Raw genomic sequence first — 23381 nt, 5'->3', positions numbered from 1 at the left:
GCTGTGACGCACCAGATCAGTCCACCCGTCATCGACATCGAGGGCCGTGACATCCACGGCGAGGGCGCGCGCCTGCGTGCGCTGGGTCGGGCCGCGAAGGTGGCGCTGCCGGACGGCGTGCTCGCCTGGTGGGTGACCGACCAGGGGCTGGTGAAGCAGTTGCTCACCGACCCGCGGGTGTCGCGCGACACCTACCGGCACTGGCCCGCGTGGGGAGGCGGCGACAGCGAGCTGGCGCGCACGTGGCCGCTGGCCGTGTGGGTCGCCGACCGGAACATGATCACCGCCTACGGCGCGGAGCACACCCGGCTGCGCAAGCTGGTGGCCAAGGCGTTCACGGCCCGCCGCACGGCCGCCATGCGACCCCGCGTCGTGGCCGTCACCGAGCAGCTGCTGGACCGGCTCGCCGAGCACCCGGCCGGCGCGGTGGTGGACCTGCGGGCCGAGTTCGCCTACCCGCTGCCGGTGGAGGTCATCTCGGAGCTGCTGGGCATACCCGGCGAGATCCGCGACGACCTGCTGCACGGCGTGCACGCGATCATGGACACCGCCGTGTCGGCGGAACAGGCGCGGCGCAACGGCGAGGAGCTGTACCGGCTGCTGCACGAGCTGGTCGCGATCAAGCGCACGCGGCCCGGCGACGACGTCACCACCGGCCTCATCCAGGCCCGCGCGGACGACGGCGACGCGTTGTCCGAGATCGAGCTGGTCGACACCGTGCTGCTGATGTTCACCGCGGGCCACGAGACCACGGTGAACCTGCTCGACCAGACGATCACGCTGCTGCTCGCCCACCCCGGGCACCGCGCGCGGGTCGTCTCCGGCGAGCTGCCGTGGGAGGACGTGGTCGAGGAGTCGCTGCGGCTGGAGGCGCCGTTCGCCAACCTGCCCATGCGGTACGCGGTGGAGGACATCGACCTCGGCGACGTGGTCATCGCGCGTGGCGAGCCGATCGTCATCGCGTTCGGCGCGGCCGGGCGGGACCCGGCGGTGCACGGCGCGGACGCCGACCGGTTCGACCCGGACCGCGTGACGCGGCGCGAGCACGTGGCCTTCGGGCACGGCGCGCACCACTGCCTCGGTGCTCCGCTGGCCCGGCTGGAGGCCGCGATCGGCCTGCCCGCGTTGTTCACGCGGTTCCCGCGCATGACCGCGGCCGTGCCGCCGGAGGAGCTGCGCCCGCTGGGCTCGTTCATCTCCAACGGCCACGCGCGCCTGCCGGTGAGGTTGGGCTGATGGAATTCGACTACGTCGTGGTCGGCGCCGGCTCGGCGGGCTGCGTGGTCGCCGCCCGCCTGTCGGAGGACCCGTCGGTGCGCGTCGCCCTGGTCGAGGCGGGCGGCGCGGACGACCACCCGGACGTCGCGGTACCGCTCGCCACCGCCGAGCTGTTCGGCGGCGAACTGGACTGGGACCTGGCGACCACGCCGCAGGACGGGCTCGCGGGCCGGTCGGTGACGTGGCCGCGCGGCCGGGCGCTGGGCGGCTCCTCCACGATCAACTTCCAGATGTGGGTGCCCGGCCCGGTCGGCGACGTCGACACCTGGGACGCGGGTCCGCTGTGGACGTCCGAGCGGTTCGGCCCGTACTTCCGGCGGGTCGAGCGCTGGGCGGGCGACCCGGCGGACGGGTGGACGCACGGCGACGCGGGCCCGCTGTGGATCTCGCCGCCACGCGACCCGGACCCGAGTTCCCACGCGTTCGTCGAGGCGTGCGCGGAGGTCGGGCTCAAGCCGGTGGCGGGCGGCCTGGGCGGCTCGCCGGACGCGGGCGCGACCCTGACGCCGCTCACCCAGCTCGACGGGCGGCGGTGGAGCGCGGCGGACGGCTACCTGCGCCCGGCGCTGGACCGGCCGAACCTGACCGTGATCACCGGCACGCGGGTGCACCGGGTCGTCCTGTCCGGCAACCGCGCCACGGGTGTGCGGCTCGCCGACGGCGTGCTCACCGCGCGCCGCGAGGTCGTGCTGTGCGCGGGCGCGGTCGGGTCGCCGCACCTGCTGATGCTGTCCGGGATCGGCGACCCGGACCGGCTGGCCGCCGCGGGCGTCGAACCACGCGTCGCGCTGCCCGCGGTCGGCGCGGGGCTGCACGACCACCTCGTGGTGGACCTGCCGCTGCGTGCCGCCGAACCCGCCACCCGGTTCACCGACCTCGGTCCCGCCGCGCGGCACGCGTACGAGCGGGACCGCACCGGGCCGTTCAGCTCGAACCTCGCGGAGGCGGTGGCGTTCTTCCGCGCCGACGGCGGCGCCGGGCCGCCGGACCTGGAGCTGATCTGGGTGCCCGCGTTGTTCGGCGCGGACGGCGCGCCGCTGCCGGGCCGCACGCTCGGCGTGGTGCTGCTGCAACCACGCAGCCGGGGCCGGGTCGACCTGGTGGACGCCGACCCGGCGACGCCGCCGCGGCTCGACCCCGGCTACCTGGCCGACCCGGCGGACGTCGCCGCGCTGGTGCGCGGTGTGCGGTTCGCGGAGGAGGTCGTGGCCGCGCCGGCGCTGCGGTCGGCGGTGTCCGGCCCGCTCGAACCGTGGCCGGCGGACGACGAGGGGCTGGGCGGGTTCGTCCGGTCCCACGCGGAGACCGTGTTCCACCCCGTCGGCACCTGCCGGGTGGGCCGCGGGCCGGACGCCGCGGTCGACCCGCGGTTGAAAGTCCGGGGCGTCGAAGGACTGCGGGTGGTCGACGCCTCGGTGATCCCCCACGTCCCCCGCGGTCACACGCACGCGCACGCCGTGGCCATCGGCGAGCGCGGAGCAGAACTGATCCAGGAGGAGCAATGACCACGAGCGAGTTCACCGCCGTGCTGGAGGCCGCGCGCGACATCGTGCCGACCCTGCGGGAGAACGGGCGGGCGTCCGAGGACCAGCGGTGGATCGTCGACGAGAACGTGCGGCTGCTGGAGAAGTCCGGTGTGCTGCGTGCCGCCGCGCCGAAGCGGTACGGCGGTCTGGACCTGCCGCTGGGCGAGGCCGCGAAGCTGGTCGCCGAGGTCGCGTCGGGCTGCGGCTCGACGGGCTGGGTCACGATGGTGTGGGTGTCCAACACGTGGCTGGTGACGTTGTTCCCCGACCAGGCGCAGGACGAGGTGTTCGGCGCCGGCCCGTCGGCGCGCATCTCCGGCGGCTTCACGCCGTCCGGTGTGCTGACCCCCGTCGACGGCGGCTACCGGCTCAGCGGCACGTGGCGGTTCAACTCCGGCTGCCGGGGCGCGGACTGGAACATGGCGGCGTCCGTCCTGCACCACGCCGACGGCACCGAGGAGGAGGTCATGGCCCTCGTCCCGATGAGCGAGTTCACCATCGCGGACGACTGGGACACCTTCGCCGCCGCGGGAACCGGCAGCGCTTCGTCCACTTTGGACGACGTGTTCGTGCCCGCGCACCGCGTGGTCACGTTCGAGCACGCGTTGACCGACACCACGCCGGGCCGCGCGCACCTGGACCCGAGCCGCCGCTACGGCCTGTTCCCGGTGGTGTTCACCGAGTGCGCCATGGCGTGCGTCGGCATCGCGCGGGGCGCGCTGGACCTGTTCCTCAAGCGCATCCCGGGCCGCCCCATCACCTACACGTCCTGGACCGACCAGCGGCAGCACCCGCTGACCCAGGTCCAGGTCGCCACCGCCGCCAACAAGATCGCCGCGGCGGAGGGCCTCGCCGAGGGCTGGTGGCGGCTGCTCCAGGGCCGCGCCGACGAGGGCGGCGAGCTGACGCCGGAGGAGCGGGCCGTGCTCCGGGGTGAGACCGCGTTCGCGATCCAGCTCGCCAAGGAGGCCGTGGAGATCCTGTACGGCGCGTCCGGCGCGTCCGTGCTCCAGAAGTCCGTGCCGATGCAGCGGTTCTTCCGCGACATCGAGGGCTTCTCGCAGCACGCGCTGCTGCTCGCGAGCACCAACCTGGAGGTGCAGGGCCGCGTGCTGCTCGGGCTCGACCCGGAGACGCCCTTCCTCTGATCCCCCCACCGCGCACCCCCGCGCGACGACGAAGGACACACACGAGCGCGCCCCGACCGGGGCGCGCTCGCCCGAACGCGCACTCCCCCTACCGCGTTCTGCCCAGCCCCAACCGAAATTCCGCCCGCCGCGGACTGGACGAACGAGATGAGATGAACAGACAGGACATGCCCCGACCCGGTGCGATCGGACGACGCACCCTGCTCAAGGCGCTCGGCGCTGCCGGTATCGCGACCACCGCCGTCGCCGGCTCGGCCGCCGCCCGGCCCAACCCGGTCGACGTGGTCGTCGTCGGCGCCGGGTTCGCGGGGCTCACCGCGGCCCGCGCGCTGCGTGCCAAGGGGGTGCGCTCCGTGGTGCTGGAGGCCCGTGACCGGATCGGGGGTCGCACGTGGACCACCACGTTCGCGGGCGAGCTGGTGGAACTGGGCGGCCAGTGGTTCGCCGACACGCAGCCGCTGGTGATGGCCGAGCTGCGCCGCTACGGCATCCCGCTGATCGGCGACCCCGACGCGTTCCCGGACGTGTCCTACTACCCGACCACCAGCGGACCCCGGCGGTTCGAGTTCATGGCCGCCAACGAGCACATGGGCGTGCTCATGAACAGGCTGTTCGAGGGCACGCGGGACTACTTCCCGCGCCCGTTCGAGCCGCTGCACGCCCGCGACCTGATCGCCCGCGTCGACCGGCTGTCGCTGCGCGACCGCGTTGACCAGCTCGGGCTGTCCACCCAGGACCGGCTGTGGCTGGAGGGCGTCACCGACTCCTACTCCGGTGGTGACGGCGGCACCCGCGGCCTGACCAGCATGGCCCAGTGGTGGGCGCTGGGCGGCCACACGCAGGCCGGGTGGGACGCCCAGACCGCGTTGCGGCCCGAGGGCGGCATGATCGCGCTGCTGAACCGCATCCTCGGGGACGCCGCGCCGGACCTGCGGCTTCGTACGCCCGTCGCGACCATCACCGACAACGGCCGCCTGGTCGAGGTCACCGCCAAGGACGGCCGCCGGTTCACCGCCAGGGCGGTCGTGGTGGCCGTGCCGGCCAACGTCTGGCGCTCGATCCGCTTCACCGCGGGCCTGCCCGCCGTGCACACCGCCGCCGCGCGGTTCGGCCTCGGCGTGCCCAACGTGGTCAAGTTCTGGTTCCGCACCAGCGGCGACAGCGGGCGCGTGTACGCCACCGGCAAGCCCGGCGACCCGGTCTCGCTGGTGCTGCCGCAGCGCCGGCTCGCGAACGGGGACGTGCTGTCGGTCGGGTTCAGCGAGGACCCGGCGCTCGACATCGGCGACCGCGCGCAGGTGGAGGCCGCGTTGCGGGGCATCGCGCCGGACGTCAGGCTGGTGGACCACGTGGTCGGCGCCTGGGGGCGCGACCCGTACGCGCAGGGCGCCTGGGGTATGCGCGGACCCGACCAGCTCATCGCCCAGCTGCCCGCCATCCAGCAGCCGCACGGCAGGCTGGCGTTCGCCACCGGCGACATCGCGACCGGCTGGAACGGCGCCTTCGTGGACGGCGCCATCGAATCCGGCCTGCGGGCCGCCGAGCAGGCGTGGCAGCTCCTCCGCTGAGGTGAGAGCGCGTCGAGAGCCGATGGAGAGGCGTCGGCACTACCGTCGGCGACGGTCCGACTCCGGTGCGGACCGAGGGTGTGGCAAGGACGAAGAGAGGGAGTCTCGTGAGCCGGTTTGCCGGTAAGAAGGCAGTCATCTCCGGGGGTACGCACGGCATGGGCCTCGCCGTGGCGAAGGCGCTGCTGGCTGGCGGGGCCGAGGTCCTGCTCACCGGACGGGACGGGAAGAACCTGGAGGCCGCCCGGCAGGAGCTGGGCGAGCGGGCCCACGTCGTCGCGTGCGACGTGGCCGACCTCGCCGACGTGCGTGCGCTGGGCGAGCAGGTCAAGGACAAGCTGGGCGAGGTGGACCTGGTCCACGTCAACGCGGGCTACGCCAAGCTGGAGCCGTTCGACGTGGTCACCGAGGAGACCTACGACCGGACGTTCGCGGTCAACACCAAGGGCGCGTTCTTCACCACCCAGGTGCTCGCGCCGCTGGTGCGCGACGGTGGCGCGATCGTGTTCACGACGTCCATCGCGAACGTCGGCGGCTCGGCCGGCATGAGCGTGTACGCGGGCGCGAAGTCCGCCGTGCGGTCGTTCGCGCAGGTGTTCGCCGCCGAGCTGGTCGGCCGCAACATCCGGGTGAACGCGGTCAGCCCCGGCTTCATCGACACCCCGAGCATGGGTGTGGACGCCTCGGCGCAGGAGCGCCAGGAGTTCTCCGAGGTGGGCGACCAGATCACGCCGATGAAGCGGCACGGCACGCCGGAGGAGGTCGCGGCGGCCGTGCTGTACCTCGGCTTCGACGCCACCTTCACCACCGGGCAGGAGCTGGTCGTGGACGGCGGCCTGGTCGTCGTCTCCGGGTAACCGGAACCGCACCGCGGCCCGGACCACCGATCGGTGGTCCGGGCCGCGGCGTGTTCGGGGGTGGTCGGGCGCGGCGGTGTGGGGCGATGTGCTCGCGGCTGGTTGTCGGAGGCTGCGGCGGGTGCGGGTCGGCTGTGCGGGCGGGGTCGGTGTGCTTGGCGGGTGTGGCGGGCGTGCCCGTGGGCTGGTTGTCGGAGGCTGTGGCGGGTGCGGGTCGGGTCGGTCCCGGTGCGCTCAGAGGTGTGCCGGTGCGCCTCGTGGCCGGGGCGTGCTGCCCGCGATGCCTTGCGGCAGCGGAAAAACCGGGCTGAGTCGGCGATGAGCGCCCGGTTATTCCACGATGAGAAGAGCGCGATCACCGGCCTATAGCGTGAAACGCGGGCACTGCCGAATCGCAGGAAAGCGAGGACCCGCTCCATGACCGCGCAGATCGACTTGCAGAACCTGGAACTCACGGACGACCCGGAAGTGCAGAACGACGTGTTCCTGGCGGCGTTCAACTCGGGGCAGGGCGCCATCTTCGACAGCCTGTACCGGGACGACTCGATCTCCAACCTGACCGGCAAGCCGTTGTCCGGCCGGTCGCGCACCGAGGCCATCACGGCGTTGCTCGCGACCCGCCCGCGGCTCAAGTCGAGGGTCAAGTCCTACTACACCACCGGCGACACCTCGCTGATCATCGTCGAGTACGACCTCCAGGTGACGCTGGAGGACGGCCGCGAGCAGCGCATCCTCGGCAAGTGCACCGACGTGCTGGTGCGTGGCGAGGACGGCCGCTGGGTCATGGCCGTCGACCGCCCGGTCGCCGACTCCGTCGAGGACATCCAGGGCTGAGCCGGCCCGCGCGGGCCGCGTGGACGCGCGGTCCGCGCCCGCCGCGGGAAGGACGTGTGCGATGGACCTGGCCCCCGAGCTGACCGGGGTGACCCCGACCGAGATGCGCTCCACCCTCGCCCGCTTCGCCACCGGGGTGGTCGTGCTGACCGTCGGCGGCGAGCACATGCACGGCATGACCGCGAACGCCTTCAGCTCCGTCTCCCTGGACCCGCCGCTGGTGCTGTGCTGCGTGTCCCGCACCGCCACCATGCACCGGGCGATCACCGACGCCGGGCACTTCGCCACCTCCGTGCTGCGCGCCGACCAGGAGGAGCACGCCCGGCACTTCGCGAGCCGCTCCAGACCGGTCGGGCGCGCCCAGTTCGACGCCGTCGACTGGACGCCCGGACCACGCACCGGCGCACCCGTGCTGAGCGGTGCGCTGGCGTGGCTGGAATGCGCGCTCACGGCCGCGCACGAGGCGGGCGACCACTCCGTGTTCATCGGCCGGGTGCTGGGTTCCGGGCGTGGCGCGGACGCGGCGGGGTTGCTGTTCTTCGACGGCGCGTACGGGCAGGTCGACACGAGCGAAGGGCGACGATGAGCATCTCCGAGATGGGCGTGCGGCCCGCGGCGCCGCCGCGGCGCACCATGCGCGCGTTGCGCGACCGCCGCGACGAGCTGACCAGCCGGGTCGCGCTGGGCGACCAAGCGGCCGTGGAGCGGCAGCACCGGCTGGGCAAGCGCACCGCGCGGGAACGCCTGGACCTGCTGCTGGACGAGGGGTCGTTCGTCGAGATCGACCTGCACCGCAAGGGTTCCACGGGCGCGGCCACGGACGGTGTCGTCGCGGGCTCGGGAACCGTCGAGGGCAGGCGCGTGTTCGTCTACGCCCAGGACTTCACCATCGCGGGCGGCTCGCTCGGCGCGGCACACGCCGCCAAGATCCACAAGGTGCTGGACCTCGCGCTGGACACCGGATCGCCGGTCGTCGCCCTCAACGACAGCGGCGGCGCGCGCATCCAGGAGGGCGTCCTGGCGCTCGACGGCTACGGCGGCATCTTCCGCCGCCAGGTCGAGGCGTCCGGCGTCATCCCGCAGATAGCGGTGGTGCTCGGCCCGTGCGCGGGTGGCGCGGCCTACTCGCCGGCGTTGGCCGACTTCACGTTCATGGTCCGCGACACCGCGCAGATGTACCTGACGGGGCCGGACGTGGTGCGGGCCGTGTCCGGCGAACGCGTCACCCACGACCAACTGGGCGGCGCCGACGTGCACGGTGGCCGGTCGGGCGTGGCGTCGTTCGTGCACGACGACGAGGAGAGCTGCTTCGCCGACGTGCGCTACCTGCTGTCCCTGTTGCCCGGCAACAACCTGGAGCCGCCGCCGGCGGCGGCGGATCGCGGTCCGGGCGACGACCTGCGGCCCGCGTTGGCCGACCTCGTGCCGGTGGAGCCGAACCAGCCGTACGACATGCGGGCCGTGATCGGCGAGCTGGTGGACGACGGCGAGTTCCTGGAGGTGCACGAGGGCTGGGCGGGCAACGTGGTGTGCGCGCTGGCCCGGATCGCGGGCGAGGTGGTGGGCGTCGTCGGCAACCAGCCGCTGGTGCTGGCGGGCGTGCTGGACACGTCCGCGTCCCAGAAGGCGGCCCGGTTCGTCCGGTTCTGCGACGCGTTCGGCATCCCGCTGGTGACGCTGGTCGACGTGCCCGGCTTCCTGCCCGGCACGGAGCAGGAGCACGGCGGTGCGATCCGCCACGGGGCCAAGCTGCTGTACGCGTACTGCGAGGCGTCCGTGCCGCGCGTGCAGGTGATCCTGCGCAAGGCGTACGGCGGGGCGTACATCGTGATGGACTCCCGGTCCATCGGCTGCGACCTGTCGCTTGCGTGGCCGACGAACGAAATCGCGGTGATGGGCGCGGAAGCCGCCGTGAACGTCGTGCACCGCAAGCAGCTCGCCGCCGCGCCCGACCCGGCCGAGCTGCGGGCCGTGCTGGTCGCGCAGTACGCCGACGAGCTGATGCACCCGTACTACGCCGCCGAGCGCGGCCTGGTGGACGACGTGATCGACCCGGCGGAAACCCGCTCGGCAATCGCCAGGGGCCTCGCGATGCTCCGCGACAAACGCCGCCGCCCACCGGCCCGGAAGCACGGCAACGTGCCCCTGTGACAGGTGACGAGAACAACCGCCGGACCAGGAGAACCGCGTCGTCCCGAATCCCGGGCGACGCGGTTCTCCGCTGATTCCGGGGCAAGGGATTCGAACCACGAGAGCCCCGCCGACGGGGGGTGGTCGGCGGGGCTCGTGTCCTGTCAGCGGGGGTCAGCCTGGCAGGAAGGGGGAATCGTCCTTGTCGCGCAGCGCCGTGCACACGGCACGCAGGCCGGTGACGAGCTGGGCGATCTGGTCGTCCGAGATGCCGATGGACGGTTCGAACCGCAGCGTGTGCGACGCGCTGGCGGTCGGGAACACGCGCACGCGGTGGGCGTTGAGCAGGTAGCCGGACAGCACGTAGCCGAGCAGGCCCTGGCGGGCGAACTCGGCCAACTGCCCCGTGCCTTCGGTCTGGTCGGCGAACTCCAGGCCCAGCATCAGGCCGCGCCCGCGGACGTCCGCGACGACCTCCGGGAACTCCTCCCGGAGAGACCTCAACGCCGCCTCCAGGGCCGCGCCGCGCTCGGCGGCCCGCTGGTACGCCGCGCCCCCGTCCGCCTCCAGCAGCTCCACGACGCGAGTGCCGATGTGGCAGGAGAACGCGTCCTTCGCGAACGTGGAGCTGTGCAGCAGCTCGAAGTCCGGCAGGTACCGGGACTGCCGGACCAGCAGCACCGACGCCTTCGCCAGACCGCCGCCCAGCGCCTTGGCCAGCACGACGTAGTCACCCAGCAGCCCGATGTGCGACGCCGCGTAGAACGCGCCCGTCCGCCCGAAACCGCTCTGCACCTCGTCCACCACGACCGGGAAGCCGTGTGCGTCGGCCGCCGCCCGGATGTCCCGCGCCACGGCCTCGTCCAGCACGCGGATGCCGCCCTCGCCCTGCACCGGTTCCACGAAGAACGCCGCCACCACGGGCAGGTCGCGCTCGACGACCCGACCCGCCTCGACGTCCAGCACGGTCACCCGCTCCGCCTCGACGGCCTTCGCGACCTCGCCGCCCGCCACGAACCGCGCCTGCGCGGCCAGCGCCCGGAACGGCACGCGGTAGCCCGCGTTGTGGGTGAGCTGCACGCTGCCCGCGAGCTTGCCGTGGAACGAGCCCTCCAGGGTGAGGAACACCGGGGGCGTGTCGAAGCGGCCCTCGTTGTGCTCGCGCACGCGTGCCGCCACGTCGGCCGGCGCGGACGCCAGGTGCGCCTCGATCTCCTCGCGCAACGCCGCCACGCGGGCACCGCGGTCCATCTCGGCGTGCTTCAACGCCACCTCGACGGCTTCCGCGCCGGTGTTGGCGAAGATCGCCGAATAGGGTTCGGTGACGTCGAACTCCCGCCACAGCACGCGGTTCAGCGCGGCGGCCAGGTCGTTGGCGTACGGGTGGTAGGAGAACTGCGCGTGCACCGGCACCTCGTGGTCCAGCAGCTCCCGCGCCCGCGCCACGATCCCGGGGTGGTGGTGGCCGAGCACCAGCGAACCGTAGCCGCCGACGAAGTCGACCACCTCGACTTCCTCGCCGGACGCGGTGCGCCACCACAGCACGTCACCCGAGCCGCGCACGTACTCGGCGTCCAGCCCGAGCTGGGACAGCAGGCCCCGCAGGTGGGCCTCGGCCAGTTCGAGCGCCATGTCAGTTGTCGCCGAACGGGTTGTCGATCGCGTACCGCCACTTGCCGTCCTCGCCGCGCCGCAACACGTCCAGGCCGGTGCCGGTGAGCGTTTCCGAACCGGGGACGTCGAACGACCAGTCGACCACCAGCAGCGTCGTGTCGCCGGTCACGTAGGACTCCTTGACCTCGGCACGCATCACGGGCTTCTGCGCCATGAACTCGCGCACCGCGCGCTCGTGCTCCTCGCCGCTGATCGGCTTCTCCGGGTCCCACACGGACACCGCGTCCTCGGTGTAGAGCGACAGCACCGCCTCGACGTCGCCCGAGTTCATCGCGCGGACGTACAGGGCGGTCATCTCGGTCGCTTCCTCGGGCAGCGCGAAGTTCGTCGTCATGGCCGCGATCCTCTTCTCCGGGTCGAGCGGGTAACGCGGCCGACGCTAACCAGAGCGCGGTCACGGACCGGTAATCCGGCTGTCGGTGGAACGCGCGACGACCGGTTCGTGACTGGTCCCGCGGAATCACTGGGTAGGAACGGATCCGAAGGCACCCACCTGCGGAGGGCTGGTCGATGAGGAACCTGGACGACGCGGTCGCGGTGGTCGGCGTCTCGTGCGAGCTGCCGGGCGCGGCGGACCCGGCGGCGTTCTGGCGCCTGCTGCGCGAGGGCCGCGACGCCGTGACGGAGCTGCCGGGCGATCGCTGGGAGGCGTTGGCACCGGCCACGCGCGCGGTGCGCGGCACGCGGTTCGGCGCGTTCCTGGACGCCGTGGGCGATTTCGACGCCGGCTTCTTCGGCATCTCGCCCCGCGAGGCCGCGGCGACCGACCCGCAGCAACGCCTGGTGCTGGAACTCGCGTGGGCGGCGCTGGAGGACGCGGGCATCGTGCCGGGCGCGCTCGCCGGCACGGCGACGTCGGTGTTCGTGGGCGCGTTGCGCGACGACTACGCGGGTCTGGTGCTGGGGCGGGGGAAGATCACCCAGCACACCAACACCGGCACGCACCGGGGGATCATCGCCAACCGGGTGTCGTACGCGTTGGACCTGCGCGGGCCGAGCGTCGTCGTGGACACCGCGCAGTCCTCGTCGTTGGTCGCCGTGCACCTCGCGGCGGAGAGCGTGCGCTCCGGCGAGTCGCCGTTGGCTCTCGCGGCGGGCGTGAACCTGAACATCCTCGCCGAAGGGGCGTTGGGCGCGGACAAGTTCGGCGGGTTGTCGCCGGACGGCCGGTGCTACACGTTCGACGCGCGGGCCAACGGCTACGTGCGTGGCGAGGGCGCGGTGGTGTTGGTGCTGAAGCCGTTGCGCGTGGCGTTGGCGGACGGCGACGACGTGTACGGGGTGCTGCTGGGCAGCGCGGTCAACAACGACGGCGCGACACCCGGCCTCACCGTCCCCGGTCCGGAATCCCAGGCCGCCGTGGTGCGCGCGGCGCAGCGGCGGGCCGGGATCGGGCCGGAGGCGGTGCAGTACGTGGAGCTGCACGGCACCGGCACGCCGGTCGGCGACCCGGTCGAGGCGGCGGGCCTGGGCGCCGTGTTCGGCGGGCGTGCCGAGCCGTTGGCGGTGGGTTCGGTGAAGACGAACGTCGGGCACCTGGAGGGCGCGGCGGGTGTCACGGGGTTGCTGAAGGCGTTGCTCGCGATCCGGCACCGGGAACTCCCGGCGAGCCTGAACTTCGCCACGCCCAACCCGGCGGTGCGGCTGGACGAGCACAACCTGTCCGTCCACACGGGACTGTCGGGGTGGCCGCACGACGACCGGCCGCTGGTGGCGGGGGTCAGCTCGTTCGGCATGGGTGGGACCAACTGCCACCTGGTCGTGGCCGAGCCGTCGGTGGTCGCGGGCGCGGTGCCCGCCGGTCGGGCCGCGAGCGCCCACGGCGAGCCGGCGGAGAAGGCGTCGGCGGACTCGGGTGAGAGCGGTGCCGGGGTCGTGCGGGACGCCGGGGCGGTGCCGAGCGGCGGAGGGGTGCTGAACCACAGGGCGGTGTCGAGCGGCGGAGCGGTGCCGAGCCCCGAAGTGGGGCCGGTGCGTGGTGCGGCGGCGGTGCGGGGTCCCGAGCCGGTGCGTGGTGCCGAGGTGGTGCCGGTTCCGCTGTCGGGCCGCAGTGCGGAGGCTTTGCGGGGGCAGGCGGAGCGGTTGCGCGGTGTGCCCGGCGCACTGCGGGACCTGGCCTGGTCCTCGGCCACCACGCGCACCGCCTTCGAGCACCGGGCCGTCGTCGTCGCGCACGACCGGGCCTCCCTCGACGCGGGTCTGGCCGCGCTCGCCGCCGGTGAGCCGGCCGCCGACGTCGTCCGCGGCACGGTCGCCGACGGCTCGCTGGGAGTGCTCTTCACCGGCCAAGGCGCGCAGCGCCCCGGCATGGGTCTCGCCCTCCACCAGGCGTTCCCCGCCTACGCGCGGGCGTTCGACGAGGTGATCGCCCGGTTCGACCCCCGACTCCGGGACGTCGTCGCCACCGGCCGGGGGCTGGACGACACCGGGTGGACCCAGCCCGCCCTGTTCGCCGTCGAGGTGGCCGCGCACCGGCTCGCCGAGTCGTGGGGCCTCACGCCCTCGGTGCTGGTCGGCCACTCGATCGGCGAGATCGCCGCCGCGCACGTCGCGGGCGTCCTGTCGCTGCCCGACGCGTGCACCCTGGTCGCCGCGCGCGGCAGGCTGATGCGGGCGTTGCCCGCCGGTGGCGCGATGGTCGCGGTCGAGGCGGCGGAGGCCGAACTCGAACTCCCCGCCGGTGTCGCGCTCGCCGCCGTCAACGGGCCGCGTGCCGTCGTGTTGTCCGGGTTGGAAGAAGCCGTGGTCGAGTACGCCGGAGCGTTGCGCGCCAACGGGTACCGGACGAAGCGGCTCGCGGTGAGCCATGCCTTCCACTCGCCCCTGATGGACCCGATGCTGGACGAGTTCCGCGCCGTCGTGCGCGGGCTGGAGTTCCACGCGCCACGCGTACCCGTGGTCTCCTCGGTCACGCCCGACGCCGACCTGACCGACCCCGAATACTGGGTCCGGCAGGTCCGCGAACCCGTGCGCTTCCACGACGCGCTGCGTCGCCTCGACGTCACCACGCTGGTCGAGGCCGGACCGGACGGGGTGCTCTCCGCGCTCGCCGCCGACGCCGGTGTCCGCGCGTTCCCGTTGATGCGCAAGGACCACGACGAGCCGACCACCGCCGTCACCGCGTTCGCCGCCGTGCACGCGCGTGGCGTCGCGGTGGACTGGACGGCGTTCCGGGGACGTCGCGTGAAGCTGCCCACCTACGCGTTCCAGCGCGAACGGCACTGGCTGGACGAGCGGCCGGCCGCGGCGGCCGGTCAGCCCGCCCGGGACGTCGCGGAGCTGGTCACCGCCCACGTGGCCGCCGTGCTGGGCGCGGAACCGGGTGCGGTGGACCCGCGTCGCCCGTTCCGCGACCTCGGCTTCGACTCCCTGATGGGCGTCGAGCTGCGGGAGAACCTGGCCACCGCCACCGGGCGCGTGCTGCCGACCGGCCTGCTGTTCGAGCACCCCACGCCGAACGCGGTCGTCGACTTCCTCAAGGCCGCCGACACCACCGAGGAGCCCGTGGTGGACACCGGTGGGGACGAGCCGATCGCGATCGTGGGCATGGCGTGCCGGTTCCCGGGCGGCGTGGCGTCGCCGGACGACCTGTGGCGGCTCGTGGTCGACGAGCGGGACGCCGTCGGGCCGTTCCCCGCGGACCGGGGCTGGCCCGCCGACCTGTACCACCCCGACCCGGACCGCTCGGGCGCGAGCTACGTGCGTGAGGGGGGTTTCCTGGCCGGCGCGGCCGAGTTCGACCCGGCCTTCTTCGGCGTCTCGCCCCGCGAAGCGCTCGCCATGGACCCCCAGCAACGCCTCCTGCTGCACACCGCCTGGGAGGCGGTGGAACGGGCGGGCATCGACCCGGAGTCGTTGCGCGGCAGCCGGACCGGCGTGTTCGTCGGCGGCACGGCGGGTGACTACGGGCCGCGGATGCACGAGGCGTCCGAGCAGGCCGAGGGCCACGTGCTGACGGGTGCGACGCCGAGCGTCATGTCCGGCCGCATCGCCTACCAGCTCGGGCTGGTCGGTCCGGCGCTCACCGTCGACACGGCGTGCTCCTCGTCGCTGGTCGCGCTGCACCTGGCGGTGCGGTCGCTGCGCAGCGGCGAGTCGAGCACGGCCATCGCGGGCGGTGTCGCGGTGATGGCCACGCCGGGCATGTTCCTGGAGTTCTCCCGCCAGCACGGCCTGGCTGCCGACGCGCGCTGCAAGTCGTTCTCCGCCGACGCGGACGGCACGGTGTGGGCGGAGGGCGTCGGCCTCCTGGTCCTGGAACGGCTCTCCGACGCGCGGCGCAACGGCCACCGCGTGCTCGCGACGATCCGGGGCAGCGCGATCAACTCCGACGGCGCGTCCAACGGGCTCACCGCGCCGAACGGCGGGTCCCAGCAGCGGGTCATCCGGCAGGCGCTCGCGGACGCCGGCCTGGCGCCCGCGGACGTGGACGCGGTCGAGGCGCACGGCACCGGCACGTCGCTGGGCGACCCGATCGAGGCCGAGGCGATCATCGCCGCCTACGGCCGGGACCGCGACCGGCCGCTGTGGCTGGGCTCGCTCAAGTCGAACATCGGCCACGCGCAGGCGGCGGCGGGCGTGGGCGGTGTGATCAAGCTGGTGGAGGCGATGCGGCACGGCGTGCTGCCGCGCACGCTGCACGTCGCCGAGCCCACCCCGCGGGTCGACTGGTCCGCGGGCCGGGTGGAACTCCTCACCGAGGCCCGCGCGTGGCCCGAGCACGGCCGCCCGCGCCGGGCGGGCATCTCGTCGTTCGGCATCAGCGGCACCAACGCGCACCTGGTGCTGGAGCAGGGCGACGCGCACGAGCCGGCGGAGACCCCGGTGACCACGCCGGTCCCGTGGGTGTTCAGCGGCCACGACCCCGGCTCCGCGATCGCCCACTGGGAGGGCGTGCGTGGTCGCGCCGACGTCGCGGAGGTCGCCCGCGCGCTCGCCGAGCGCACCCGGTTCGACCACCGGGCCGTGGTCGTCGGCGTCGAACCCGACGACTTCCTGGCCGCGCCGCTGACCGGTCGCGCCGCACCCGGCGGTCGCACGGCGTTCCTGTTCACCGGCCAGGGCGCGCAGCACGCCGGCATGGGGCGCGAGCTGCACGCGGCGTACCCCGTGTTCGCCGAGGCGTTCGACGCCGCGGTGGCCGCGTTCGCGCCCCACCTGGACGTGCCGCTGGAGGACCTGGTGTTCGGCGACGACACCCGGTTGCACGAGACCCGCTACACGCAGCCCGCGTTGTTCGCGTACGAGACCGCCCTGCACCGGCTCGCCGAGCACCACGGCCTGGTGCCGGACCTGCTGGCGGGACACTCCGTCGGCGAGCTGGTCGCCGCGCACGTGGCGGGCGTGCTCACCCTGGACGACGCGGCGAAGCTGGTCGCCGCCCGCGGCCGGCTGATGCACCGGGCGCGGTCCGGTGGCGTGATGATCGCCGTCCAGGCGGCCGAGGAGGACCTCGGCGACCTGCCGGCGGGTGTCGCGCTGGCGGCCGTGAACAGCCCCGACTCGGTGGTGCTGGCGGGTGACGAGGACGCCGTCACGGCGTTCGCCGCCCGGTTCGACCGCACGCGTCGGCTCCGGGTGAGCCATGCGTTCCACTCGCCGCACATGGACGACGTGCTCGACGAGTTCCGCGCGGTCGCGGCGACCGTCACCCACCACGCCGCCCGCGTCCCCGTCATCTCCACGGTGACCGGCGAAGTCCTCGAAGCCGACGCCGAGCACTGGGTGCGCCAGATCCGCGCCACCGTGCGGTTCCTGGACGCCGTGCGCGGCTTGGAGCAGGCGGGCGCGAAGGTGTTCGTGGAGATCGGCCCGGACGCCGTCCTCGCGCCGCTCGCGCAGGCCGCCGGCGCCGTGGCGGTCGCCCTCGGCCGGGCGGGCAAGCCGGAGGCGACCACGGCGGTGCGGGGCATGGCCCACGCGCACGCCCACGGCGCGCCGCTGGACGTGGCGTCGTTCGTGCCGGGCGCGGAGCGGGCCGACGTGCCCACCTACCCGTTCCGCCGGGACCGGTACTGGCTCACGTCGCGGGCCACCGGCACCGCCGGCCTGGTGACCACGGCGGTGGAGCTGGCCGACCGGGACGAGGTCGTGCTGTCCGGCGAGGTGTCGCTGACCGCGCAGCCGTGGCTGGCCGGGCACGTCGTCAACGGCGCGGTCCTGGTGCCCGGCACGGCGTTCCTGGAGCTGGCGCTCGCGGCGGGGGAGCGGGTCGGCCTGCCGCGCGTGGAGGACCTGGCGCTGGAGGCGCCGCTGGTGGTGCCCGCGGACGGCGTCGTGCAGGTGCAGGTCGCCGTGCGGGACGGCCGGTTCACCGTGCACTCGCGGCGGGACGCGTGGCAGCGGCACGCGTCCGGCACGCTCGCCGCGGCAGCCACACCCGCCGAAGCGTTCCCGTGGCCGCCGGACGTGCCGGAGGAGCCGCTGGACGACGCCTACGACCGGCTCGCCGCGCTGGGCTACGACTACGGCGAGCCGTTCCGGGGCCTGCGCCGCCTGTGGCGGGACGGCGACACCACCTACGCCGAGGTGTCGGTGCCCGCGCCCGCCGAGGAGTTCGTGGTGCACCCGGCGTTGCTGGACGCGGTGCTGCACCCGCTGGTGATGGTCCCCGCCGCACCCGGTCACATCCGGCTGCCGTTCGCGTGGAGCGGCGTGGAACTGGCCGCGCCCGGCGTCACGGCGTTGCGCGTCCGCGTCACACCGGCCGGCGCGGACACGTTCGCGGTGGACGTGGCGGACGGCGCGGGTGCGCCGCTGGGCCGGATCGACGGCATCACGCTGCGGTCGGTCGCCAAGGACGGCGTCGCGGGCAGTTCCACGTTCACCGTCGAGTGGACCGGTGTGCCCGGCGGCGAGCCGCTCGGCGACCTGGTCGTGGTGCCGCCCGCCGACACCGACGACCCGGGCGTGGCCGTGCGCCGCGCGCTCGGGCTGATCAAGGACTGGCTGGCCGAGGAGCACGACGACGGTGACCGGCTGGTGTTCCACACCCGCCACGCGGTCGCGGCCCGGCCCGGTGAGCCGGTGGACGACCTGGCGAACGCCGCCGTGTGGGGCCTGGTGCGGACCGTGCAGTCGGAGCACCCGGACCGCGTGGTCGTGGTGGACGCCGCCGACGAGTCGGCCGTGCCCGCCGCGGTCGCGACCGGCGAACCGCAGGTCGCGGTGCGGGACGGCGGTTTCGTCGTGCCCCGGCTGGTCCGCGTGGACCTCGGGGAGCCCACCCGGCTCGACGGCACGGTGCTGATCACCGGCGGCACGGGCGGCCTCGGCGCGCTGGTCGCGCGGCACCTGCACGAGCACCACGGCGTGCGGGACCTGCTGCTGGTCGGCAGGCGCGGCCTGGACGCGCCGGGCGCCCGCGAGCTGGCCGACGAACTCGGCGCGCGGGTCGTCGCCGTCGACGTGGCCGACCGCGCGGCCCTGGCGGAACTCCTCGCGGGCGAGCGGCTGTCCGCCGTGATCCACGCCGCGGGCGTGCTGGACGACGCCACCACGACGGCGTTGACCGGCGAGCAGGTGGACCGGGTGCTCGCGCCCAAGGCGCTCGCGGCACGCCACCTGCACGAGCTGGTCGGCGACGTGCGGGCGTTCGTGTTGTTCTCCTCGATCTCCGGCATCCTCGGCACGGCGGGCCAGGCCAACTACGCCGCCGCCAACGCCTACCTGGACGCGTTGGCCGCCCACCGCCACGCGCGTGGCCTCCCGGCGACCTCGCTGGCGTGGGGCCTGTGGGGCGCGGGCATGGGCGACGGGCTCGGGGCCACCGACCTGGCCCGCTGGGCGCGGGCCGGGGTGGCGCCGCTGGACCCGGCACGCGGGCTGGCCCTGCTCGACCGGGCGCTGGCGGGTGACGCGGCGTTGCTCGTGCCCGCCGCGCTGGAACCGTCCAAGGTGGACGGTGACGTGGTGCCCGCCCCGTTGCGCGGCCTGGTGCGGCGGCGGACCGCCAAACCCGTCGCCGGGCTCACCGGCGACACCGCGCTGGACCTGGTGCGGTCGCTGGCCGCGGCGGCGCTCGGGCACGTCGACGCCACCGCCGTCGACCCGGAGAAGGCGTTCCGCGACCAGGGCTTCGACTCGCTGGCGGGCGTGGACCTGCGCAACCGGCTGATCGCCGCGACCGGCCGGAAGCTGCCCACCACGCTGGTGTTCGACCACCCGACGCCGGTCGCGCTGGCCGCGTTCCTGGCGGCGGGCGCCCGGAAGGCGGAGGTGCGGGCCACCACGCGTGCCGACGAGCCGATCGCGATCGTCGGCATGGCGTGCCGGTACCCGGGCGGTGTGCGGTCGCCGGAGGACCTGTGGCGGCTGGTGGCCGAAGGTCGGGACGCCATCACCGGTTTCCCGACCAACCGCGGCTGGGACGTCGACGCCCTGTACGACCCGGACCCGGAGCGGCTGGGCACGACGTACGCGAAGTCCGGTGGGTTCCTACACGACGCGGACCTGTTCGACGCGGACTTCTTCGGCATGTCGCCACGCGAGGCGCTGGCCACCGACCCGCAGCAGCGGCTGCTGCTGGAAACCGCGTGGGAGACGTTCGAGGACGCGGGCATCGACCCCGCCGCGCTGCGTGGCAGCCGGACCGGTGTGTTCACCGGCGTGATGTACGACGACTACGCCTCGCGGCTGCCCGCCACGCCGGACGAGGTGGAGGGCTTCCTGCTGGCGGGCAACACCTCCAGCGTCGTCTCCGGTCGCCTGGCCTACACCTACGGGCTGGAGGGCCCGGCGATCACCGTCGACACGGCGTGCTCGTCGTCGTTGGTGGCGTTGCACCTGGCCGCGAACGCGTTGCGGCAGGGCGAGTGCGACCTGGCGCTGGCGGGCGGGGTCACGGTCATGGCGGGTCCCGGCACGTTCGTGGAGTTCTCGCGGCAGCGCGGCCTGTCCGCCGACGGGCGCTGCAAGTCGTTCGCCGACGGCGCGGACGGCACGGGTTGGTCCGAGGGCGTGGGCCTGCTGCTGGTGGAACGGCTGTCCGACGCGCGCGAGCGCGGCCACCGGGTGCTGGCGGTGCTGCGTGGTTCGGCGGTGAACTCCGATGGCGCGTCCAACGGGCTCACCGCGCCGAACGGCCCGTCGCAGGAACGGGTGATCCGCGCCGCGCTGGCCTCGGCCCGTCTCACCACGGCGGACGTCGACCTGGTGGAGGCGCACGGCACGGGGACCCGGCTCGGCGACCCGATCGAGGCGCAGGCCCTGCTCGCCACCTACGGGCAGGACCGCGTGCGACCGCTGTGGCTGGGCTCGCTCAAGTCGAACATCGGGCACGCGCAGGCGGCGGCGGGTGTGGGCGGGATCATCAAGGTGGTGCAGGCGATGCGGCACGGCGTGATGCCGCGCACCCTGCACGCCGAGGAACCCACCAGCCACGTGGACTGGTCGTCGGGCGCGGTGGAACTGCTCACCGAACCCCGCGAGTGGACCGCCGACCGGCCCCGTCGTGCCGCGGTCTCGTCGTTCGGCATCAGCGGCACCAACGCGCACGTGATCCTGGAGCAGGGCCCCGAACCGGAGCAGGCCGACCGCGTGACACCGGACGTCGTGCCGTGGGTGCTCTCCGCGCGTGACGACGACGCCCTGCGTGCCCAGGCCGCCGCCCTGCACGCCCACCTGGGCGAGCACGACCCGGACCCGGCCGACGTGGGCTGGACGCTGGCCCGCCGCGCCCGCCTGGAGCGCCGCGCGGTGGTGCTGGGCCGGGACGGGCTGCTGGACCCGGTGATCGGCGACGGCTCCGGTCGGGGCCGCACCGCGTTCCTGTTCACCGGCCAGGGCAGCCAGCGCGTCGGCACGGGCCGCGACCTCTACCGGCGGTCGCCGGTGTTCCGGGCCGCGCTGGACGAGGTGTGCGAGCACCTGGACCCGGTGCTGGACCGCCCGCTCAAGGCGGTCCTGTTCGCCGAGGCGGACACCGCGGACTCGGCGCTGCTGGACCAGACCGCCTTCACGCAGGCCGCGTTGTTCGCCGTCGAGGTGGCGCTGTACCGGTTCGTGGAACACCACGGCGTGCGGCCGGACCTCCTGCTCGGGCACTCCGTGGGCGAGGTGGCCGCCGCGCACGTCGCGGGCGTGTTCGACCTGGCCGACGCCTGCACGCTGGTCGCCGCCCGCGGTCGGGCCATGCAGTCGGCGCGTGACGACGGCGCGATGGCCGCCATCGAGGCGACCGAGGAGGAGGTGCGGGAGAGCCTGCGCGGCGTGCTCGCCGTCGCGGCCGTCAACGCGCCGCGCTCCACCGTCGTCTCCGGTGACGAACCGGCGGTGGCGCGGGCGATCGCCGAGTGGTCCGCGCGTGGTCGGCGCACCCGGCGGCTGCCGGTGAGCCACGCGTTCCACTCGCCGCACATGGACGAGGTGCTCGACCGGTTCCGCGCCGACCTGGCGGGTGTGGCGTTCCGGGAACCCGCCATCACGGTGATCTCCGACGTGACCGGTGAACCCGCCACCGCGGAGCAGCTGCGGTCGCCGGACTACTGGGTCCGGCACATCCGCGAGGCGGTGCGGTTCCTGGACGGCGTGCGCACCCTGGAACGGCTGGGCGCCACCGAGTTCGTGGAACTGGGCCCGGACGGCGTGCTGACCGCCCTGGCCCGCCAGTGCCTCACCGCCGAACCCGGCTCGGCCGTCGCGGTGCTGCGCTCCGGCCGACCCGAGCTGGAGACGGCGCTCACCGCGCTGGGCGTCCTGCACACCAGGGGCGTGGCCGTCACGTGGGACTTCGGCGACGCCCGACCGGTGGAGCTGCCGACCTACCGCTTCCAGGGCCGCCGGTTCTGGCTGGACGCCCCGCGTGCCGCCCGGTCCGCCGGCGCGCTCGGCCTGGGCGACGCGCGGCACCCCCTGCTCGGCGCGGTGGTGGAGCTGGCGGGCGGCGACACGGTCGTGCTCACCGGACGCGTGTCCGGCGGCGACTGGCTCGCCGACCACCGGGTGCGTGACGAGGTGCTGCTGCCCGGCACGGCGTTCGCCGAACTCGCGCTGGCGGCGGGCGCGCGGACCGGCCACCCGCACCTGGCGGAGCTGACGCTCGCCGCGCCGCTGGTGCTGGGCACGGCGCTGCTCCAGGTCACCGTGGGCCCGGAGGAGGACGGCCGCCGCCCGGTGGCGGTGCACGCGCGGCCCGACGACTCCGCGCCGTGGGAGCTGCACGCGTCCGGGGTGCTGACCGCCGAACACCCCGCCGCCACGCCGCTGGAGCGGCCCGCGCACGCCGAGGAGGTCGACCTGACCGGCGCGTACGACCGGCTGGCCGACCACGGCTACCACTACGGCCCGGCCTTCCGGCGGCTCACGGCGTTGCACCGCGCGGGAGACGACCTCTTCGCCGAGCTGGAACCGCTGGCGGGCGGTGGTTTCCTGGTGCACCCGGCGGTCCTGGACGCGGCGCTGCACGTGCTGCTGCCCGGTGTCGCGGACGACGCCGCGGAACCGGTGCTGCCGTTCGCGTGGAGCGGCGTCACCGTGCACTCCACCGCGCCGGCGGCCCGCGCCAGGCTCACCCGGCACGGCTCGGCGGTGTCGGTGGTCGTCGCGGACGCCGCCGGCAACCCGGTGCTGACCGTGGCGGAACTGGCGCTGCGACCGCTGGGCCGGGGCGGGCCGCGCTCCGGCCTGCACGCCCTGACCTGGCGCGCGGTGCCGGTCGGGACGGGGCCTGGCCCGGCACACGGGCCGGCCGTGCACCGGGTGCCCGACCTCGACCCGCGACAGGCCGTGCACCACGTGCTCGAGGTGTTGCGCGGAGCCGAAGGCCGGGTGGCGATCGTCATCCGGGACGGCGTGGCGCACGCCGCCGTGCGCGGTCTGGTGCGGACCGCGCAGGCGGAGCAGCCCGGCCGGTTCGTGCTCGCCGCGGTCGACGAGAACGGCGAGGACCTGCTGGACGCCGCGCTGCGGCTCGGCGAGCCGGAGGTGGCCGTGCGTGGCGGCGAGGTCCTGGTGCCGCGCCTGGCCCGCACCCCGTCCGCCGACGTGGCCGTGCGGTGGGGCAGCGGCCCGGTGCTCGTCACCGGTGCGACCGGCGCGCTGGGCGCGGTGCTGGCCCGGCACCTCGCGACCCGGCACGGCGTCCGCGAGCTGGTGCTGCTCGGCAGGCGCGGCCCGGACGCGCCGGGCGCGGCGGAGCTGCGGGACGAGCTGGCCGCCCTCGGCGCCACCGCCCACCTGGTCGCGTGCGACGTCGCCGACCGGGACGCGTTGGCGGAAGTCGTGGCCACGTACCGGCCCACCGCGGTCGTGCACACGGCGGGCGTCGTGGACGACGGCACGCTCACCGGTCTCACCCCTGATCAGGTGTCGCGGGTGTTGCGGCCGAAGGTGGACGGGGCGTGGTGGTTGCACGAGTTGGTGGGTGAT

Annotated in this window: 11 protein-coding genes; 9 read left to right on the top strand and 2 right to left on the bottom strand. The window is 74.5% G+C overall.

Features of this window, described 5'->3' with window-relative positions; translation table 11 throughout:
* Positions 1–3 precede the first annotated feature (3 nt).
* The 8 genes from KZQ38_RS06160 to KZQ38_RS06125 all read left to right on the top strand — a co-directional run bounded on the left by KZQ38_RS06160 (position 4) and on the right by KZQ38_RS06125 (position 9362).
* Positions 4–1236: a cytochrome P450 family protein gene (locus tag KZQ38_RS06160; RefSeq protein ID WP_308258268.1), complete on the top strand. Its 1233-nt coding sequence runs from the start codon at positions 4–6 to the stop codon at positions 1234–1236.
* Positions 1236–2783, top strand: a complete 1548-nt coding sequence (locus tag KZQ38_RS06155; protein WP_219439472.1) for a GMC family oxidoreductase — start codon at positions 1236–1238, stop codon at positions 2781–2783. The genes KZQ38_RS06160 and KZQ38_RS06155 overlap by 1 nt, the downstream gene beginning before the upstream one ends.
* Complete coding sequence (locus KZQ38_RS06150) at positions 2780–3952, top strand: acyl-CoA dehydrogenase family protein (protein WP_219439470.1); 1173 nt, start codon at positions 2780–2782, stop codon at positions 3950–3952. Before KZQ38_RS06155 ends, KZQ38_RS06150 begins: the two co-directional genes overlap by 4 nt.
* A 152-nt stretch (positions 3953–4104) precedes the next feature.
* A complete protein-coding gene (locus KZQ38_RS06145) occupies positions 4105–5520 on the top strand; it encodes a flavin monoamine oxidase family protein (RefSeq protein ID WP_257900942.1) in 1416 nt (471 codons plus the stop codon).
* 107 nt (positions 5521–5627) lie between these two features.
* Complete coding sequence (locus tag KZQ38_RS06140; RefSeq protein ID WP_219439468.1) at positions 5628–6377, top strand: SDR family oxidoreductase; 750 nt, start codon at positions 5628–5630, stop codon at positions 6375–6377.
* 417 nt (positions 6378–6794) lie between these two features.
* Complete coding sequence (locus KZQ38_RS06135; RefSeq protein ID WP_219439466.1) at positions 6795–7211, top strand: YybH family protein; 417 nt, start codon at positions 6795–6797, stop codon at positions 7209–7211.
* A gap of 61 nt (positions 7212–7272) precedes the next feature.
* A complete protein-coding gene (locus KZQ38_RS06130) occupies positions 7273–7797 on the top strand; it encodes a flavin reductase family protein (protein WP_219439464.1) in 525 nt (174 codons plus the stop codon).
* Complete coding sequence (locus KZQ38_RS06125; protein ID WP_257900941.1) at positions 7794–9362, top strand: acyl-CoA carboxylase subunit beta; 1569 nt, start codon at positions 7794–7796, stop codon at positions 9360–9362. The genes KZQ38_RS06130 and KZQ38_RS06125 overlap by 4 nt, the downstream gene beginning before the upstream one ends.
* 153 nt (positions 9363–9515) lie before the next feature.
* On the opposite strand, the gene KZQ38_RS06120 is transcribed toward KZQ38_RS06125, so the two are convergent.
* Together KZQ38_RS06120 and KZQ38_RS06115 are read right to left on the bottom strand one after the other, a co-directional pair.
* Entirely contained in the window at positions 9516–10973 is a 1458-nt protein-coding gene (locus tag KZQ38_RS06120) for an aspartate aminotransferase family protein (RefSeq protein ID WP_219439462.1), read from the bottom strand.
* A gap of 1 nt (position 10974) precedes the next feature.
* On the bottom strand, positions 10975–11349 hold the full coding sequence (locus KZQ38_RS06115) for a YybH family protein (RefSeq protein ID WP_219439460.1): 375 nt from the start codon (positions 11347–11349) through the stop codon (positions 10975–10977).
* Positions 11350–11525: 176 nt separating this feature from the next.
* Here KZQ38_RS06115 and KZQ38_RS06105 point away from each other — a divergent pair.
* A partial coding sequence (locus KZQ38_RS06105; protein ID WP_257900940.1) for a type I polyketide synthase occupies positions 11526–23381 on the top strand: 11856 nt, incomplete at its 3' end.

The organism is Saccharothrix obliqua, assembly GCF_019375475.1.
GTDB lineage: Bacteria > Actinomycetota > Actinomycetes > Mycobacteriales > Pseudonocardiaceae > Actinosynnema > Actinosynnema obliqua.
The sequence above is the reverse complement of the archived record's forward strand: the minus strand, read 5'-3'. Positions and strand labels throughout refer to the sequence as shown.

What these genes read in the sequence shown, in the direction of transcription:
- KZQ38_RS06135 (WP_219439466.1), top strand. Translation starts at nt 6,795, where the DNA reads ATGACCGCGCAGATCGACTTGCAGAACCTGGAACTCACGGACGACCCG.
- KZQ38_RS06130 (WP_219439464.1), top strand. Translation starts at nt 7,273, where the DNA reads ATGGACCTGGCCCCCGAGCTGACCGGGGTGACCCCGACCGAGATGCGC.
- KZQ38_RS06115 (WP_219439460.1), bottom strand. Translation starts at nt 11,349, where the DNA reads ATGACGACGAACTTCGCGCTGCCCGAGGAAGCGACCGAGATGACCGCC.
- KZQ38_RS06155 (WP_219439472.1), top strand. Translation starts at nt 1,236, where the DNA reads ATGGAATTCGACTACGTCGTGGTCGGCGCCGGCTCGGCGGGCTGCGTG.
- KZQ38_RS06120 (WP_219439462.1), bottom strand. Translation starts at nt 10,973, where the DNA reads ATGGCGCTCGAACTGGCCGAGGCCCACCTGCGGGGCCTGCTGTCCCAG.
- KZQ38_RS06145 (WP_257900942.1), top strand. Translation starts at nt 4,105, where the DNA reads ATGAACAGACAGGACATGCCCCGACCCGGTGCGATCGGACGACGCACC.
- KZQ38_RS06125 (WP_257900941.1), top strand. Translation starts at nt 7,794, where the DNA reads ATGAGCATCTCCGAGATGGGCGTGCGGCCCGCGGCGCCGCCGCGGCGC.
- KZQ38_RS06150 (WP_219439470.1), top strand. Translation starts at nt 2,780, where the DNA reads ATGACCACGAGCGAGTTCACCGCCGTGCTGGAGGCCGCGCGCGACATC.